Origin of the sequence: Macrococcus equipercicus, from assembly GCF_024205945.1 — a bacterium.
Taxonomy (GTDB): Bacteria; Bacillota; Bacilli; order Staphylococcales; family Staphylococcaceae; genus Macrococcus; species Macrococcus equipercicus.
Genome location: NZ_CP073809.1, coordinates 926,629 through 941,859, shown reverse-complemented (window position 1 = coordinate 941,859; position 15,231 = coordinate 926,629). Strand labels below are relative to the sequence as shown.

Here is a 15,231-nt window from a genome sequence, read left to right as displayed (position 1 = left end):
GAAATCCCCCTTATTCTACTGGATAGATACCCGCTTCTTTAGCGTCAGTCTCACTTTTAATATCAATTTTCCAACCGGTCAGTTTTGCCGCAAGACGTGCGTTCTGACCTTTTTTACCGATGGCAAGAGACAACTGATAATCCGGTACGATGACCGTCGTTGATTGATTCTCTTCATTAATGAGCACATCTACCACTTGTGATGGGCTGAGCGCATTTTTAACGAACGTTTTCGGATCGGCGCTCCATTCAACGATATCAATTTTCTCGCCGCCGAGTTCATCCACGACCGTACCGACACGCGCACCTTTAGCACCCACACACGCGCCGACTGCATCAATATCAGGATTTTCCGAGTGGACGCTGATCTTAGAGCGGTCACCCGCTTCACGTGCCACTGATTTCACGACAACTGTGCCGTCGAAAATTTCCGGGACTTCCTGCTCAAATAATCGTTTCAGCAGACCCGGGTGGCTGCGGGATACAAAGATCTGCGGGCCTTTCGTCGTCTGTTCAACTTTGTTGACATACACTTTAATGCGCTCAGTCGGACGGTATACATCGTTCGGGCTGCGCTCTGCATCAGACAGCACAGCTTCAGTCTTACCTAACGTCACATAGACATAACGGTGATCCACACGGTCGATGACACCGGTCATGATGTCATCTTCTTTATCGATGAACTCATTATATAGGATGCCGCGTTCTGCATCACGGAGACGCTGCATCACTGCCTGCTTTGCTGCCTGGGCACTTACCCGGCCGAAATCTTTAGGTGTCACATTCTCTTCGAAGATGTCACCGACTTCATAAGCGGGGTTGCTTTCAAGCGCCATTTCAAGAGAAACTTGTTCCCGTGGGTTTTCCACTTCTTCTACAACATCTTTACGTGAATAAACCGCATATGTCCCGTTGTCCATGTTCAGTTCCACCCGGACGTTGTTAGCAGAGTTGTAGTTTTTCTTGTAGGCTGTGATCAATGCCGCTTCAATTGTTTCAATCAATACTTCACGTGGAATGCTTTTTTCTTTCTCAAGGAAATCAATTGCATTTAATAATTCATTATTTTTCACTTTAGTTCCTCCATCACTAAAAAATGACTGCACGTCTGATTTTTGCGATTTTCTTTCTCGGCAGTTCAATTTCTTTTGTTCTTGTCTTGATTCTTACAGACATTTTAATGACTTCCTCATCATAGCTGAGTAATTCGCCGAGCCATTCCTTGTCACCGTTGATTTCTTCATAGAGTTTCACGTAGATGGGATGACCGACCGCTGCTTCATAGTCTTTTTCCTTTTTCAGAGGTCTTTCAGCACCCGGTGACGATACATCCATGAAATAAGCCTCTTTAATCGGGTCTTCTTTGTCCATCACTTCGCTGATCTTTTCACTGGCAAGTGCACAGTCTGAAATATCGATGCCGCCTGCCTTATCAATCGCAATGCGCAAGTAATAATCAGGTCCTTCTTTCACATATTCGACATCAACGAGTTCAAAGCCAAGGTCAGCGACAATCGGGCTGACAATTTCCTCTACACGTTCTGTGATTTTGCTCATATAGTCCTCCTTCATGATACAAGAAGAAAAGAGCGGGATATCCCACTCTTTCCGTCGTAGAGTATTTTCTTTAAGCATAACTATTATAACATAAACAGACGCATCGAACAAATACGGTGTGAAATTTATCTCTGCTACAGATCAAAGATACTCAGCTGCGCTTTATCCGGCATGTTATTCAATGTGCCGAGCTCCGTCAAGTAATCGATGATTTTCTGGGAGACACCTGCTTTTTTGTTCAGCTCTTCTTTCGACAGAAACGGCCCTTCCTCACGCGCTGCGACGATTCTCCGGGCCACGTTCTCACCGAGACCCGGCACTGCGATGAACGGCGGAATCAGCGTGTCTCCTTCAATGATGAAGTCAAAGGCCGCACTCTTCTCCAGTGACACCGGCTGCATTCTGAAGCCGCGCTGCGCCATTTCGTTCGCAAGCTCAAGCACGGTCAGCACGTCTTTTTCTTTTTTCGCAAGGTCGTGGAAGCGGCTGTAGTAATCTTTTACTGCTGCTTTCAGCGTATGCTTGTCCTTCGTCATCGTCAATAAATCAAAGTCAGACGCCCGGACCGTGAAGTAGCTCGCATAGTAGTACAGCGGATGATGTACTTTGAAGTAGGCAATTCTTACCGCCATCAGCACATAAGCTGCCGCATGGGCTTTCGGGAACATGTATTTAATCTTCTTGCATGACTCAAGATACCATTCAGGCACATTGTTCTCACGCATCGCTTCTTCAAACTCTTCTGACAGTCCTTTACCTTTACGCACGGACTCCATGATCTTGAAGGCAAGCGACGGCTCAAGACCCGCGTACATCAAGTACACCATGATGTCATCCCGGCAGCCGATAACCCCTGACAAGTCACATGTACCCGTGCGTATGAGTTCCTGCGCGTTACCGAGCCAGACATCCGTCCCGTGAGACAGCCCTGAGATCTGCACAAGTTCAGAGAAAGTGCTCGGCTTCGTGTCTTCCAGCATCTGCCGGACGAAGCCGGTACCGAACTCAGGGACACCGAACGTACCGGTCTTGCATAGAATATCTTCTTCTGTCACACCGAGACTTCGGGGACTTGAGAAGATCTTCATCGTCTCTTTATCATCCACCGGTATCGTTTTCGGGTCAATGCCTGATAAGTCCTGCAGCATGCGGATCATCGTCGGGTCATCGTGTCCGAGTATATCCAGCTTCAGCAAGTTATCATGGATGGAATGGAAGTCAAAGTGCGTCGTCTTCCAGGCAGAGTTCTGATCGTCCGCAGGATACTGGATCGGTGTGAAATCATAAATATCCATATGCTCAGGGACAACGATGATGCCGCCCGGATGCTGACCTGTCGTCCGTTTGACGCCAGTACACGCCTTAACAAGGCGGTCGACTTCGGCACCGCGCTTATGCATGCTGTTGTCGTTCAGATAACCTTTGACGTAGCCGAATGCCGTCTTCTCTGCCACCGTACCGATCGTGCCGGCACGGAACACTTTGTCCTCACCGAACAGCTCCTTCGTATAGTTATGAGCTTTCGGCTGATACTCACCACTGAAGTTCAAGTCGATATCCGGCACTTTGTCCCCTTTGAAGCCGAGAAACGTCTCAAACGGTATATCCTGCCCTTCTTTGATGAACGGCACATGACAGACGTCACACGATTTATCAGGTAAGTCAAAGCCACTTGAGACAGAACCGTCATCAAAGAAATGACTGGCCTTACACTGCGGACAGATGTAATGCGGCGGCAGCGGATTCACTTCCGTGATCTCTGTCATCGTCGCAACAAAGCTTGAACCGACCGAACCCCGTGAGCCGACGAGATAGCCATCGTCTAGAGAGCGTTTCACGAGCTTCTGCGAAATTAAGTAGATGACCGCGAAGCCGTTGCCGATAATACTTGCAAGCTCCTTCTCAAGCCGTGCGGTGACGATGTCCGGCAGTTCTTCTCCGTAAAGCTTGCGCGCATGTTCATAGGACATCTCCCGTATTTCTTCATTCGCGCCTTCAATCGATGGTGTATACAGTTCATCGCGGATCGGTACGACACGCTCAATACGGTCTGCAAGCAGGTTCGTATTAGTGATGACAATTTCACGCGCTTTCTCCTCACCGAGGAACATGAAGTCATCCATCATCTCATCTGTCGTCCTGAAATGCGCATCCGGGAAGCCGCTTTTATTGAGCGGGTTGCCGGGCATTGAGGCGATGAGAATTTCACGGGCAATTTTGTCATGCTCATATAAGTAATGGACATTGCCTGTCGCGAGCACCGGCTTATTCAGTTTCTCACCGACTGCGATGATCCGCTGATAAATCTCTTCCAGTGTCTTGTTGTCACGGATTAAGTCACGTGCCAATAAGTGCTGATAGAGCGCTTTCGGCTGGACTTCTATGAAGTCATAGAAGTCCGCAATTTTTTCCACTTCAGCCTGATCTTTGTTCATGACGGCCGTAAATACTTCACCGTTATCACAGGCGCTGCCGACCAGCAGTCCTTCCCGGTTGGCATTGAGCAAGGAACGCGGAATACGCGGCGTCCGGTAGAAATAGCTGACGAGTGATTCACTGACGATTTTGAACAGATTTTTCAGTCCGGTCTGGTTCTGCACAATCAGTGTCACATGCACAGGACGAGCCCGCTTATAGGCATCCTGATTAGACAACTTCTTATCGATATCGAGATGATTAGTGACGCCGAGCTGCTCCATCTGCTTCAGCATCTTGACGAAAATATGGGCGGTTGTCTCCGCGTCATAGATGGCGCGGTGATGCTGGGTCAGTTCGACCCCGTACTTCTTCGCGAGGAAATTCAGACCATGCTTACCCATCTCCGTGTTGATCGTCCGGGACAGTTCCAGCGTATCGATGACCCCGTTTGTACTCGCGCCGAGATTTAAACGTTCATATCCTGTGTCAATGAAACCCATGTCAAAGCTTGCATTATGTGCGACATAAATGGCGTCGCCCGCCCAGTCTTTAAACTCAGGCAGCACGTCTTCAATCGGCGGTGCACCGACCAGCATATCATCTGTAATTCCGGTCAGCCGTTTGATCGTCTCGTTCAGCCGTTCACCCGGGTTACTGAACCGCTCAAACTTATCGATGATCTCTCCGTCCTTCACTTTAACGGCTGCAAGCTCGATGATTTTGTCATACTGTGAACTTAAGCCGGTCGTCTCGACGTCAAAGACGACGTAAGTGCTGTCTTTCAGCACTCTATCAGTCGGATGATACGTGATCGGCACCCCGTCATCAACGAGCATCCCTTCAAGGCCATAGATCATCTTAATGCCGTTCTTCTCAGCAGCGGCATGCGCATCAGGATACGCCTGCACGACGTTATGGTCCGTCACTGCAATGGCCTTATGCCCCCACTGTGCCGCCTGCTCGACGTATTTACCGATATGCGTAATGCCGTCCATCTGACTCATGCTGGAATGCAGATGGAATTCAACACGTTTTTCCTCTGACTTATCTGTCTTAGGGGATTTCTTGATCTCATGAATGTCGTTCAGCATCATCACAAGGTCGCGGATAAATGTATCTTCCTCAATCCGTCCCTGTGCCCGCACCCATTTGCCGGGTTTCAGCGCATTGAAATGTTCCAGGTCATTCTTGCCTTTACGGGTGAACATTTTGAGCGTCAAGGAATCCGTATAATCCGTAATCTTCAGCTGGACAATATGACGGCCGCTTTTCAGCTCCTTGATCTCGACATCAAAGATCACTCCTTCGATGGCTGCTTTGAACTCCTCTTCAATAATCGATGAAATCGGACGAATCGTCTCGACGTTGATTTCTTTGCCGATCGCACACACGCTCACTTCATCACTGTCGTCTTCTGCCCGCTGCCGCTGCATTTCAGCGACACGGACGCGTGCTTCCAGGGCGCTCGTCGTGTCCTCCTCCTGAATATGTGCCTCCAGCGACTCCAGTTCCTTCACATGCTCTTCCTCAGAGATTTCAAAGACAATCTTATCAAGTGCGAAACCGGCCTGTTTGAATGCCTCCAGCAGTGAGCCGTTGCACGCCTTCTCGAGGTGTTTCTCTTCCACTTCATTATGAACCTGGAATTTCAGCACCGAACCTGAGAAGTGATATTTCTTATTTTTCAGCTGGACTTTCAGGCTCGGGCTGATTGCTGTCTGGTCGATGCAGTGATGCAGGTATCCGGACAGTTTCTCTGTCATATCCGACTGGTCGAGCGCCTTGATGGACACAGTGACTGCTGCAATATGACTGAATGCGGTCTTCAGTTCATTGCAGAGCTGGAAGTAGAGATCGCTCGGCAGTATGACTGGACTCGTAATATAAAAATGCCACTTTCTATCTTTCTGTGAAATATCAAGCCGCTCAAGTGAGCTTCCCGCTGCTATATCATCCGGAAAGACATTCGTCATTTTCAGCTGCGTCAATAGTATCTTAAATTTTTCGTATTTATCTGCCACGCCAGAACCACCTTCTCAAAATAAAAAGTAACACGCTGATGCGTATTACTTTTTGCTTCACTCATTATATCAAATTTTCTAGTCAAGCGTATCATATAACGAATCGATTTCGGCTTTCAGTTCGCCGATGTTCACATCAAATGATTCGCCGGTCTTTCTTACTTTCACTTCAACAATGCCGTCTGCTGCGTTTTTGCCGACTAAGATGCGCAGCGGCACACCAATTAAATCTGCATCATTGAATTTAACGCCGGCACGTTCTGTCCGGTCATCATATAATACTTCGTAGTCTTTACTGAAGGTGGCATACAGTTCGTCAGCAAGCTGGCGCTGCGCCTCCTGCTTCGGATTGACTGAGATGATATGCAAGTCAAATGGTGTAATAGACTTCGGCCAGATGATACCGTTATCATCGTGATGCTGTTCAATGACTGCAGATAATGTGCGGGATACCCCGATACCGTAGCAGCCCATAATCATCGGACGTGCTTTTCCCTGCTCGTCAAGGAACGTCGCTTTCATCGCTTCAGAATACTTCGTGCCGAGCTTAAACACCTGACCGACTTCAATCCCTTCAGCAAATTTCACCGGGCCGCTGCCGTCTGCCGCGGGTTCACCTTCTGTGATAAACCGGAAATCACCGAACGCGGTCACTGTGAAATCTCTGTTTAAGTTCGCATTGATGTAATGGTACTCCGTCTCATTGGCACCGACTGCAAGATTGTTGATATCCTGCACTGAATAGTCCGCATAGATCTCTATCTTATCGACACCGACCGGTCCAAGTGAACCCGGCTTCGCGTTCATGATCCCTTCAATTTCAGCTTCTGTTGCCAGTTCCACATATTCTGTGCCGAAATAAGACTTCACTTTGACATCGTTCAGCTCATGATGGCCGCGGAGCAGGAACATGACGAAACGGTCATCGACTTTCACGATCATTGACTTCACAATTTCGTCTAATCGTCTGCCGAGCAGATCAGCAAGCTGCTGCGCTGTTTTGACACCCGGCGTATGGATCTTTTCAAGCGGCTGCTCTTCTGTATGCTGGACATCAGGCGTATAGACGACTTCAGCTTTCTCAATGTTTGCTGCATAGTCGCTGCCGTCTGTATAGGCGATCGTATCTTCACCGATCTCAGCAAGCGCCATGAACTCATGTGTATGACTGCCGCCGATTGCACCGCTGTCTGCGATCACCGGACGGAATTTCAAGTTCACCCGTGAGAAAATATTGGAGTAAGCGCGGTACATATCCTGATAAGTCGCATCGAGCGATTCTTCAGAGGCATGGAAACTGTAGGCATCTTTCATAATAAACTCACGGCCGCGGAGCAGACCGAATCTCGGCCGTTTTTCATCCCTGAATTTATTTTGAATCTGGAACAGTGTCACAGGAAGCTTTTTGTAGGACTTCAGTTCATCACGTACAAGAGAAGTGATGATCTCTTCATGTGTCGGACCGAGCGCAAACTCACGGCCGTGACGGTCAGTCATACGCATCAGCTCCGCACCGTAGCTCGGCCAGCGACCGCTTTCCTGCCAAAGTTCTGACGGCTGCAGCGCCGGCATTAAAATTTCAATCCCGTCGATTGCTTCCATTTCCTCACGGACAATCGCTTCAATCTTATTCAGTACACGTTTAGAGATCGGCAGATAGCTGTAAATACCACTGGCAATCTGTTTGATCATCCCTGCTTTCAGCAGCAGCTGATGACTTTTTGAATCCGCATCATTCGGTACTTCCCTTAATGTCGGAATAAACATTTTTGACTGCTTCATTAAATAATCCTCCTTGTTTTAAAAGAAATAACGCTGAATATCATTCCATGTCACCATGATCATAACGAAGAACAGGAACACGGCGCCAAGCGAGATAATAGCAATCTCAGCCTTTTTGTTGACCGGACGTCTGAAAATCGCTTCATAAAGCACAAATAAAATTCGTCCGCCATCGAGTGCCGGAATCGGCAGCAGGTTCATGATGCCGAGATTCACTGATAATGATGCGGTAAAGTAGACGAGCGGCAGAATACCAAGCGATGCAATTTTTTCGGTGTTTTTGTATATACCGACAGGTCCGTTCAACATATCAAATGAGAATGTCCCCGTGAAAATACTGGTGAACAGCGCACCGACAAGACTGAAAATCATCAGCCCTGTCTTAAACGTTGTTTTCACGCCGTAGATCAAAGGATCTAACAGATTATCATGTGTGAACAGCGGATTGACACCGATAACTGCCCGCTTCACTTGTTTTGAGCCATCCTGCAGCGTCGCCTTCACAGGTTTTATCTCTTTCTTCAGTTCTCTGCCGTCACGTTCGATAATGATGTGATGGGTTTTGATGTCATTACTGTTGAAGTAAGACGTCATGTCCTCCCATTTGGAGATAGAATTGCCATCTATACTGACAACTCTGTCCTTCGTGACAAGTCCTGCTTTATCGGCCGGGCTGTCCTGCAGAATATCTCCGATGACCGCCTTATCAGTCGGTGTGCCTGTCACATAGAAGTAACCGATGAACAACACGAGCGCGAGCAGGAAGTTAAAGAGCGGCCCTGCAAACAATGTCAGAAACTTCGGCCACGGCTTCTTGTTTTTGAACTGACGGTCACGCGGCGCGATTTGTATCAAGTCCCCTTCACGGACAAAATAAGCTTCATCAGCGATCGGGTAAGTGACTTCTTCATTCGTATACTGGTCAATCCCTTTAATAAACAGCTGGTCTTCGAAATCACTGTCCACGGCTTCCAGCTGTTCAATCTGTCTGAACTGATGCTGGTCATCTAAAATAATATGCGTGACTTCGTTCTGCTCATTTTTCTTAATACTGACGGTCATGCCTGCTGTCACAGGATTCTGCTCCATTCCGCTGCCCGCCATCATGACATAGCCGCCGACCGGCAGCAGACGGATGGTATACAATGTTTCATCTTTCTTATAAGAGAAGAGCTTCGGACCCATCCCGATCGCAAATTCCGGACACATGATACCTGCGCGTTTCGCAAAATATAAATGGCCGAATTCATGCACTGTGACCAGGACTCCGAAGACAATAATAAACGACAGCATTCCTAACATAGCTTACACCTCATAGTGACGTGACTTATAGTCAGCATCGATTTCTAGTATCGTCTCAAGGTCAGGATTGAGTATGACGTCATGCGCCTTCATTTCGCGTTCAATCAGCCGCTCAATATCAAGGAAGCTGATCTCACCGTTTAAAAATTTAGCAACAGCTGCTTCATTGACCGCATTCATGACAACCGGCATCGTCCCGCCGATGTGGATTGCATCGTAGGCAAATTTCAGACATCTGAAGCGCTCGAGGTCCATCGGCTTGAAGTTCAGCTGCCCGATTGCTGCAAGGTCGAGCCGTTCCGCCTGCCGCGGCAGCCGCTCTGGATAACTGAAGGCGTATTGAATCGGCATACGCATGTCCGGTGTTCCGAGTTGTGCGATGACACTAGTATCATTGAATTCTACCATAGAATGAATAATACTTTCCTTATGAAGCACTGTATCAATATGGTCAACAGGTACATCAAACAGCCATTTCGCTTCTATCACTTCAAGTCCTTTATTCATCATCGTCGCAGAATCAATCGTGATTTTTCTTCCCATCGACCAGTTCGGATGATTGAGTGCATCTTCAAGCGTCACATGTTCAAGCGCGTCTCTTGATAAGTCTCTGAACGAGCCGCCGCTCGCTGTGATGATCAGCCGCTCAATCGTCTTCTCATCCTCACCGTTCAGGCACTGGTAAATCGCTGAATGCTCTGAATCCACCGGCAGGATTTTAACGTTATGTCGTCTTGCTGCCGCCATCACAAGTTCACCGGCCACAACAAGTGTCTCCTTGTTGGCAAGCGCGATGTCAATACCCTGCTCGATGGCATGCAGCGTCGGCTTCAGACCGACGCTTCCTAAAATAGCGTTCAGCAGCATATCATTTTGTTCATAGCCTGCGACGTCGAGAAGTCCCGCGTCCCCTGACACTACTTTAATGTTATAGTCAGCAAGCTGAGCGGCATCTTCCGCATTCTGCACGCAGACGAGCTCCGGCTGAAACTCTTCAATGATCGCTCTCGCTTGATCAAGACTTCTGCCGACAGAGAAACTGACAAGCCGGTAGCAGTCTGAATGCTCTCGTATGACATCAAGTCCCTGCATCCCGACTGAACCACTGGCACCAAGTATTCCAATATTTTTCATGTCTTCACCTAACCTTGAAAGTTGATTAATAAAATATTCATCAGTGGCAGCACAAAAATAAAGCTGTCAAAGCGGTCTAAAATACCACCGTGTCCCGGCAGCAATGTTCCTGAATCTTTGACATCAAAGTGACGCTTAAGCGCTGATTCCACTAAATCGCCCAGTTGACCGAACATGCTGAGCAGCCAAGTGACAATGAGCAGCGGGAACAGACTGAGCGGCATATCATAATAAATGCTGAAAATAATCGCAACGATCGTACTGCTCAATATGCCGCCGACAAATCCCTCGATTGTTTTGTTCGGGCTGATTTCAGGCCACAGTTTCCGTCTGCCGAACAGGCGGCCGAATATATAGGCGCCTGTATCCGTCAGCCAGACAATGAGCAGCGCGAATAACAGAAAGTGCAGGCCGGCACTGTTTCTCGTCTCATAGAAATACATGAAGCCGATACCGACATAGGCGACGGCGAGCATACAGAATGCCGCATCGACAAAGGTGAATCTGTTCTTTGAGACGACCGTGTAACTCAGCAGTACAAGACTCATAATGATGAGAAATGGCACTTGATAGCGCATCTCGACCAGTTCACTGCGCTGCGGTGACATGATCAGACAGAGTGCAATCAAGCTGATGACACCAGGCAGTGAATAAAGTTTGATATGCTTCATGTTCAGCACTTCTTTCAGTGCTACAGCGGCCAGCAAATAGGCAAGGATTAATACGGGCCAGCCCCCGTAAATGACAATCGGCAGAAAAATAGCCATAGCAATAATGGCTGTGATTGTTCTAGTTTTCATAAATGTACTCCTTAAAGTCCCCCAAATCGACGTTGACGGTTATTATAGATGGTGATGGCATGATCGAAATCCGCTTCCGCGAAGTCCGGCCAGAACTTATCTTCAAATACAAATTCACTGTATGACGTCTGCCAGATCAGGAAGTTGCTGAGTCTTTCTTCTCCTGATGTTCTGATTAACAGGTCGGGATCAGGAAAATGTTTTGTGAATAAATAGCTGCTGAACAGCTCTTCATCAATCTCGCTGAGTTTCAGGTTATTATCCTTATATTCTTCAGCAATCCGCTGTACTGCTGAGACGATCTCTTTCCGGCCGCCGTAATTCATCGCGAAAATCAGCTTAAGACCAGAGTTGTCCTTTGTCTTGTCCTTCACTTCAGTAAGTGCAGCCTTCGTATGTGCCGGCAGCTGGTCAATGAAACCGATGGATTCAACTTTGACGTTCTGTTCGATCAGCTCAGGCAGGAACGATGACAGGAAGTCGCCCGGCAGCTTCATCAAGAAATTCACTTCATCTTCAGGACGAGTCCAGTTTTCAGTGGAAAAAGCATAGAGCGTTAAATACTTGACTCCGATTTTACTCGCATGTCTTGTAATGCGTTTAACCGTCTGCATCCCTTCGTAATGACCTGTAACACGCGGCATTTTCCGCTGTTTCGCCCAGCGGCCGTTGCCGTCCATAATAATCGCAATATGTTCAGGTACAGGTTGATGAACGGTTTTTTCTAACGAAGAACTTTTCTTGAATAAATTAAACATACGTTCCTCCAACTATTCATAATACTATTTCTTTATTCTATCATAACCCATAATTGAAGTCGTTAATTTTATTAATGCACATCATTCATAAAAAAGAAGCTGAGACGGGCAGCGCTTCTTTGAATCGTCTCCAAAGAAACCGCTTGATGTCTCAACTTCATGAACTTGGCTGTTAGACAGCCATAATATCTTTTTCTTTACTGTCTGTCAGTGAATCAATTTTCTTGATGTAATCATTCGTCAAGTTTTGAACGTCGTCTGTGAAGCTCTTTAAATCGTCTTCAGTCAGTTCGCCTGATTTTTCCGCTTTCTTCAGTGCATCGTTGGCATCACGACGGATATTACGGATAGCGACTTTCGCGTTCTCTGCTTCTTTCTTCGCATCTTTCACGAGATCTTTACGGCGTTCTTCTGTCAGTGCAGGCACTGTGATACGGATGACATTGCCGTCTGATGTCGGGTTCAGTCCAAGGTTCGCCTGGTTGATAGCCTTTAAGATATCATTGATAGATGTTTTGTCATATGGAGATACTACGAGCATTCTTGCTTCCGGCACAGAGATCCCTGCTAACTGCTGCACAGGTGTATCCGCTCCGTAGTAGTTCACTGTCACACGGTCCAGTAAATTGGCACTGGCATTGCCTGCACGGATGCCGGCAAATTCACGTGTTAAGCTGTCGATACTTTTTGACATCTTGTCTTTTGCTTCATTAATAATTGCTGTCGTCATTATAATTCTCCTATCATTACTTAGTGATCGTCGTTCCGATAACTTCGCCTTTTACAGCACGTTTAATGTTACCTTCTTCCATAATTGAGAATACCACGAGCGGGATATCGTTGTCCATACAGAACGAGCTTGCTGTAGAGTCCATGACCTGCAGGCCTTCCTGCAGCATTTGGATATAAGTCAATGATTCATATTTTTTTGCAGTAGGATCAAGTTTCGGGTCAGCAGAATATACGCCGTCCACATTATTTTTGCCCATCAGAATAACATCCGCTTCCATTTCAGCGGCACGTAGTGCAGCTGTTGTATCTGTTGAGAAGTAAGGGTTGCCGATACCTGCAGCGAAAATAACAACGCGGCCCTTTTCCAGGTGGCGGATGGCACGTCTTCGGATATACGGCTCAGCGACCTGCTGCATCGCGATCGAAGTCAGTACGCGGGTATCACAGTCGAGCTGCTCCAGACTGTCCTGTAATGCCAGTGAGTTCATGACTGTCGCAAGCATGCCCATGTAGTCAGCTGTCCCGCGGTCCATACCGAGGTCGCTGCCGGTTTTACCGCGCCAGATATTCCCGCCGCCGACGATGACTGCTATTTCACAGTCCATCTGTGCAACTTCAGCGACCTGCTTGGCAATATTTTTAATGATGACCGGATTAATTCCGAAGCCTGCTTCTCCTGCTAATGCTTCTCCGCTCAGTTTTAATACAACGCGTTTATATTTGGAAGTTTCCAAGTGTTATCGCCCTTTCAGAATTTATATTTTCTACCTCTTTGCTGATGAAAGAAGCGCACAAAACTATATGTATTATATCAATAATCACTTCAAAAGTTAAAGGGTTTCTTAGTCCGCTCAAAAACGATGTAAAAAAAGGGACACGACGTATCGTGTCCTTAATTATTAGTTACCTTTGATCTGACCCATTACTTCATCAGCAAAGTTATCAGAGCGTTTTTCGATACCTTCTCCGACTTCAAAGCGGACGAATGATTTTAATGTGCCACCTTTAGATTTCAAGAACTCTGCCACTGTCTGATCAGGGTTTTTAACGAACGGCTGATCGACCGCACAAATTTCTTCAAGGTATTTACGAAGACGACCTTCAACCATTTTCTCAACGATATTTTCAGGTTTTCCTTCGTTTAATGCCTGCTGTTTAAGAATTTCTTTTTCATGCTCTAACTCTTCAGCAGATACTTGTTCACGAGAAACGAATTTAGGGTTTAATGCAGCGATATGCATTGCTACGTCTTTAGCAGCTGCAGCGTCTGTTGTATTTTCAACGACTGCAAGCACACCAATACGGCCGCCCATGTGTAAGTACTCACCGAATGCATCTGCATCTGTTTTAGTCGCCAGTACGAAACGACGTAATGTTAATTTTTCACCGATTGTAGAAATCGCTTCGTTAATTTTGTTTTCAACTGTTTTGCCTTCAGCCATTTCAGAAGTCAGTAATTCATCAACATCTGCTGGTTTAACAGCAAGAATGTGATCCGCCATTTCTTTAACCAATGCCTGGAAACCTTCATTACGAGCAACGAAGTCTGTTTCAGAGTTTAATTCAAGAAGAACCGCATCGTTACCGTTAGATGCCACATAAGTTGTACCTTCTGCTGCAATACGGTCTGCTTTTTTAGCTGCTTTCGCGATACCTTTTTCACGTAAGTAATCTACTGCAGCATCGATGTCACCGTTTGTTTCAGTCAATGCCTTTTTGCAGTCCATCATACCTGCGCCAGTTCTTTCACGTAATTGTTTAACTAATTGTGCTGAGATAGCCATGAATAAATTCCTCCAGATAATAGTTATGTGCTCACAGTTTCATCATACTAAATTGCATGATAAAAGGCGAAAAATTTACTTAATTTCTTTTAAAAAAGGTGATAAGACATTCAACTTATCACCTGGTTTGCTATAATTAAGCTTCAGTTGTTTCTGCAGCTTCTGTTGCTTCAGCAGCTGGAGCTTCTGTTAAATCGATGTTCTGCTCTGCAGCCACTTCTTCGTTAGAAACGCCTTGTTTTGCTTCTAAAATAGCGTCAGCCATTTTACCAGTTAATAATTTAACGGCACGAATCGCATCGTCGTTGGCAGGGATGACGTAGTCGATTTCATCTGGATCACAGTTTGTATCAACGATACCGACGATTGGAATGTGTAATTTTTTCGCTTCAGCGATTGCGTTGCGCTCTTTACGCGGGTCAACAACGAAGATTGCTGATGGCATAGATTTCATGTCGCGGATACCGCCTAAGAATTTGATCAGACGATCATATTCTTTTTTAAGTTCTACGACTTCTTTTTTAGGAAGAACGTCGAAAGTGCCGTCTGCTTCCATTTTTTCGATTTCAGCAATACGTTTAACACGTTTGTTGATTGTTTTGTAGTTTGTTAAAGTTCCACCTAACCAGCGCTGGTTGATGTAGAACTGACCTGAACGTTCAGCTTCTTCTTTAACTGATTCCTGTGCTTGTTTTTTAGTACCGACGAATAAGACAGTACCGCCTTCTTCAGCAACAGATTTCATGAAGTTGTATGCTTCTTCAACTTTCTTCACTGTTTTTTGAAGGTCGATGATGTAGATACCATTTCTTTCAGTGAAAATGTATTTCTTCATTTTTGGGTTCCAGCGACGTGTCTGATGACCGAAGTGAACACCAGCTTCTAACAATTGTTTCATTGAGATAACTGCCATTTTATTTTCCTCCTAGTGGTTTATTCCGCCA

12 protein-coding genes are annotated in these 15,231 nt (G+C 46.5%); all 12 read right to left on the bottom strand.

Annotation, left to right across the window (positions count from 1 at the left end; genetic code table 11):
• Positions 1–10: 10 nt before the first annotated feature.
• The gene (gene nusA, locus KFV11_RS04795) at positions 11–1,072 is read right to left on the bottom strand and encodes a transcription termination factor NusA (RefSeq protein ID WP_254250477.1); all 1,062 of its coding nucleotides are present in this window, start codon (positions 1,070–1,072) and stop codon (positions 11–13) included.
• 16 nt (positions 1,073–1,088) lie between these two features.
• Positions 1,089–1,556 (bottom strand): ribosome maturation factor RimP, encoded by a 468-nt coding sequence (rimP, locus tag KFV11_RS04790; protein WP_149459747.1) that lies wholly within the window; start codon positions 1,554–1,556, stop codon positions 1,089–1,091.
• A gap of 134 nt (positions 1,557–1,690) precedes the next feature.
• Positions 1,691–5,995 (bottom strand): PolC-type DNA polymerase III, encoded by a 4,305-nt coding sequence (locus KFV11_RS04785; protein ID WP_281290605.1) that lies wholly within the window; start codon positions 5,993–5,995, stop codon positions 1,691–1,693.
• Positions 5,996–6,073: 78 nt separating this feature from the next.
• On the bottom strand, positions 6,074–7,777 hold the full coding sequence (locus KFV11_RS04780; protein WP_149459746.1) for a proline--tRNA ligase: 1,704 nt from the start codon (positions 7,775–7,777) through the stop codon (positions 6,074–6,076).
• An 18-nt stretch (positions 7,778–7,795) separates the two neighbouring features.
• A complete protein-coding gene (rseP, locus tag KFV11_RS04775; RefSeq protein ID WP_254250476.1) occupies positions 7,796–9,079 on the bottom strand; it encodes an RIP metalloprotease RseP in 1,284 nt (427 codons plus the stop codon).
• A gap of 3 nt (positions 9,080–9,082) precedes the next feature.
• Positions 9,083–10,213 (bottom strand): 1-deoxy-D-xylulose-5-phosphate reductoisomerase, encoded by a 1,131-nt coding sequence (dxr, locus tag KFV11_RS04770; RefSeq protein WP_254250475.1) that lies wholly within the window; start codon positions 10,211–10,213, stop codon positions 9,083–9,085.
• 8 nt (positions 10,214–10,221) lie between these two features.
• Complete coding sequence (locus KFV11_RS04765; RefSeq protein WP_149459743.1) at positions 10,222–11,013, bottom strand: phosphatidate cytidylyltransferase; 792 nt, start codon at positions 11,011–11,013, stop codon at positions 10,222–10,224.
• Between the two features lie 11 nt (positions 11,014–11,024).
• Positions 11,025–11,771, bottom strand: coding sequence for an undecaprenyl pyrophosphate synthase (gene uppS, locus KFV11_RS04760; protein ID WP_149459742.1), 747 nt, complete (start codon positions 11,769–11,771; stop codon positions 11,025–11,027).
• Between the two features lie 172 nt (positions 11,772–11,943).
• On the bottom strand, positions 11,944–12,501 hold the full coding sequence (gene frr, locus KFV11_RS04755; protein WP_149459741.1) for a ribosome recycling factor: 558 nt from the start codon (positions 12,499–12,501) through the stop codon (positions 11,944–11,946).
• Positions 12,502–12,517: 16 nt separating this feature from the next.
• A complete protein-coding gene (gene pyrH, locus KFV11_RS04750; RefSeq protein WP_149459740.1) occupies positions 12,518–13,237 on the bottom strand; it encodes a UMP kinase in 720 nt (239 codons plus the stop codon).
• A 165-nt stretch (positions 13,238–13,402) separates the two neighbouring features.
• A complete protein-coding gene (gene tsf, locus KFV11_RS04745) occupies positions 13,403–14,287 on the bottom strand; it encodes a translation elongation factor Ts (RefSeq protein ID WP_149459739.1) in 885 nt (294 codons plus the stop codon).
• A gap of 136 nt (positions 14,288–14,423) precedes the next feature.
• Complete coding sequence (rpsB, locus tag KFV11_RS04740; protein ID WP_149459738.1) at positions 14,424–15,200, bottom strand: 30S ribosomal protein S2; 777 nt, start codon at positions 15,198–15,200, stop codon at positions 14,424–14,426.
• Positions 15,201–15,231 lie beyond the last annotated feature (31 nt).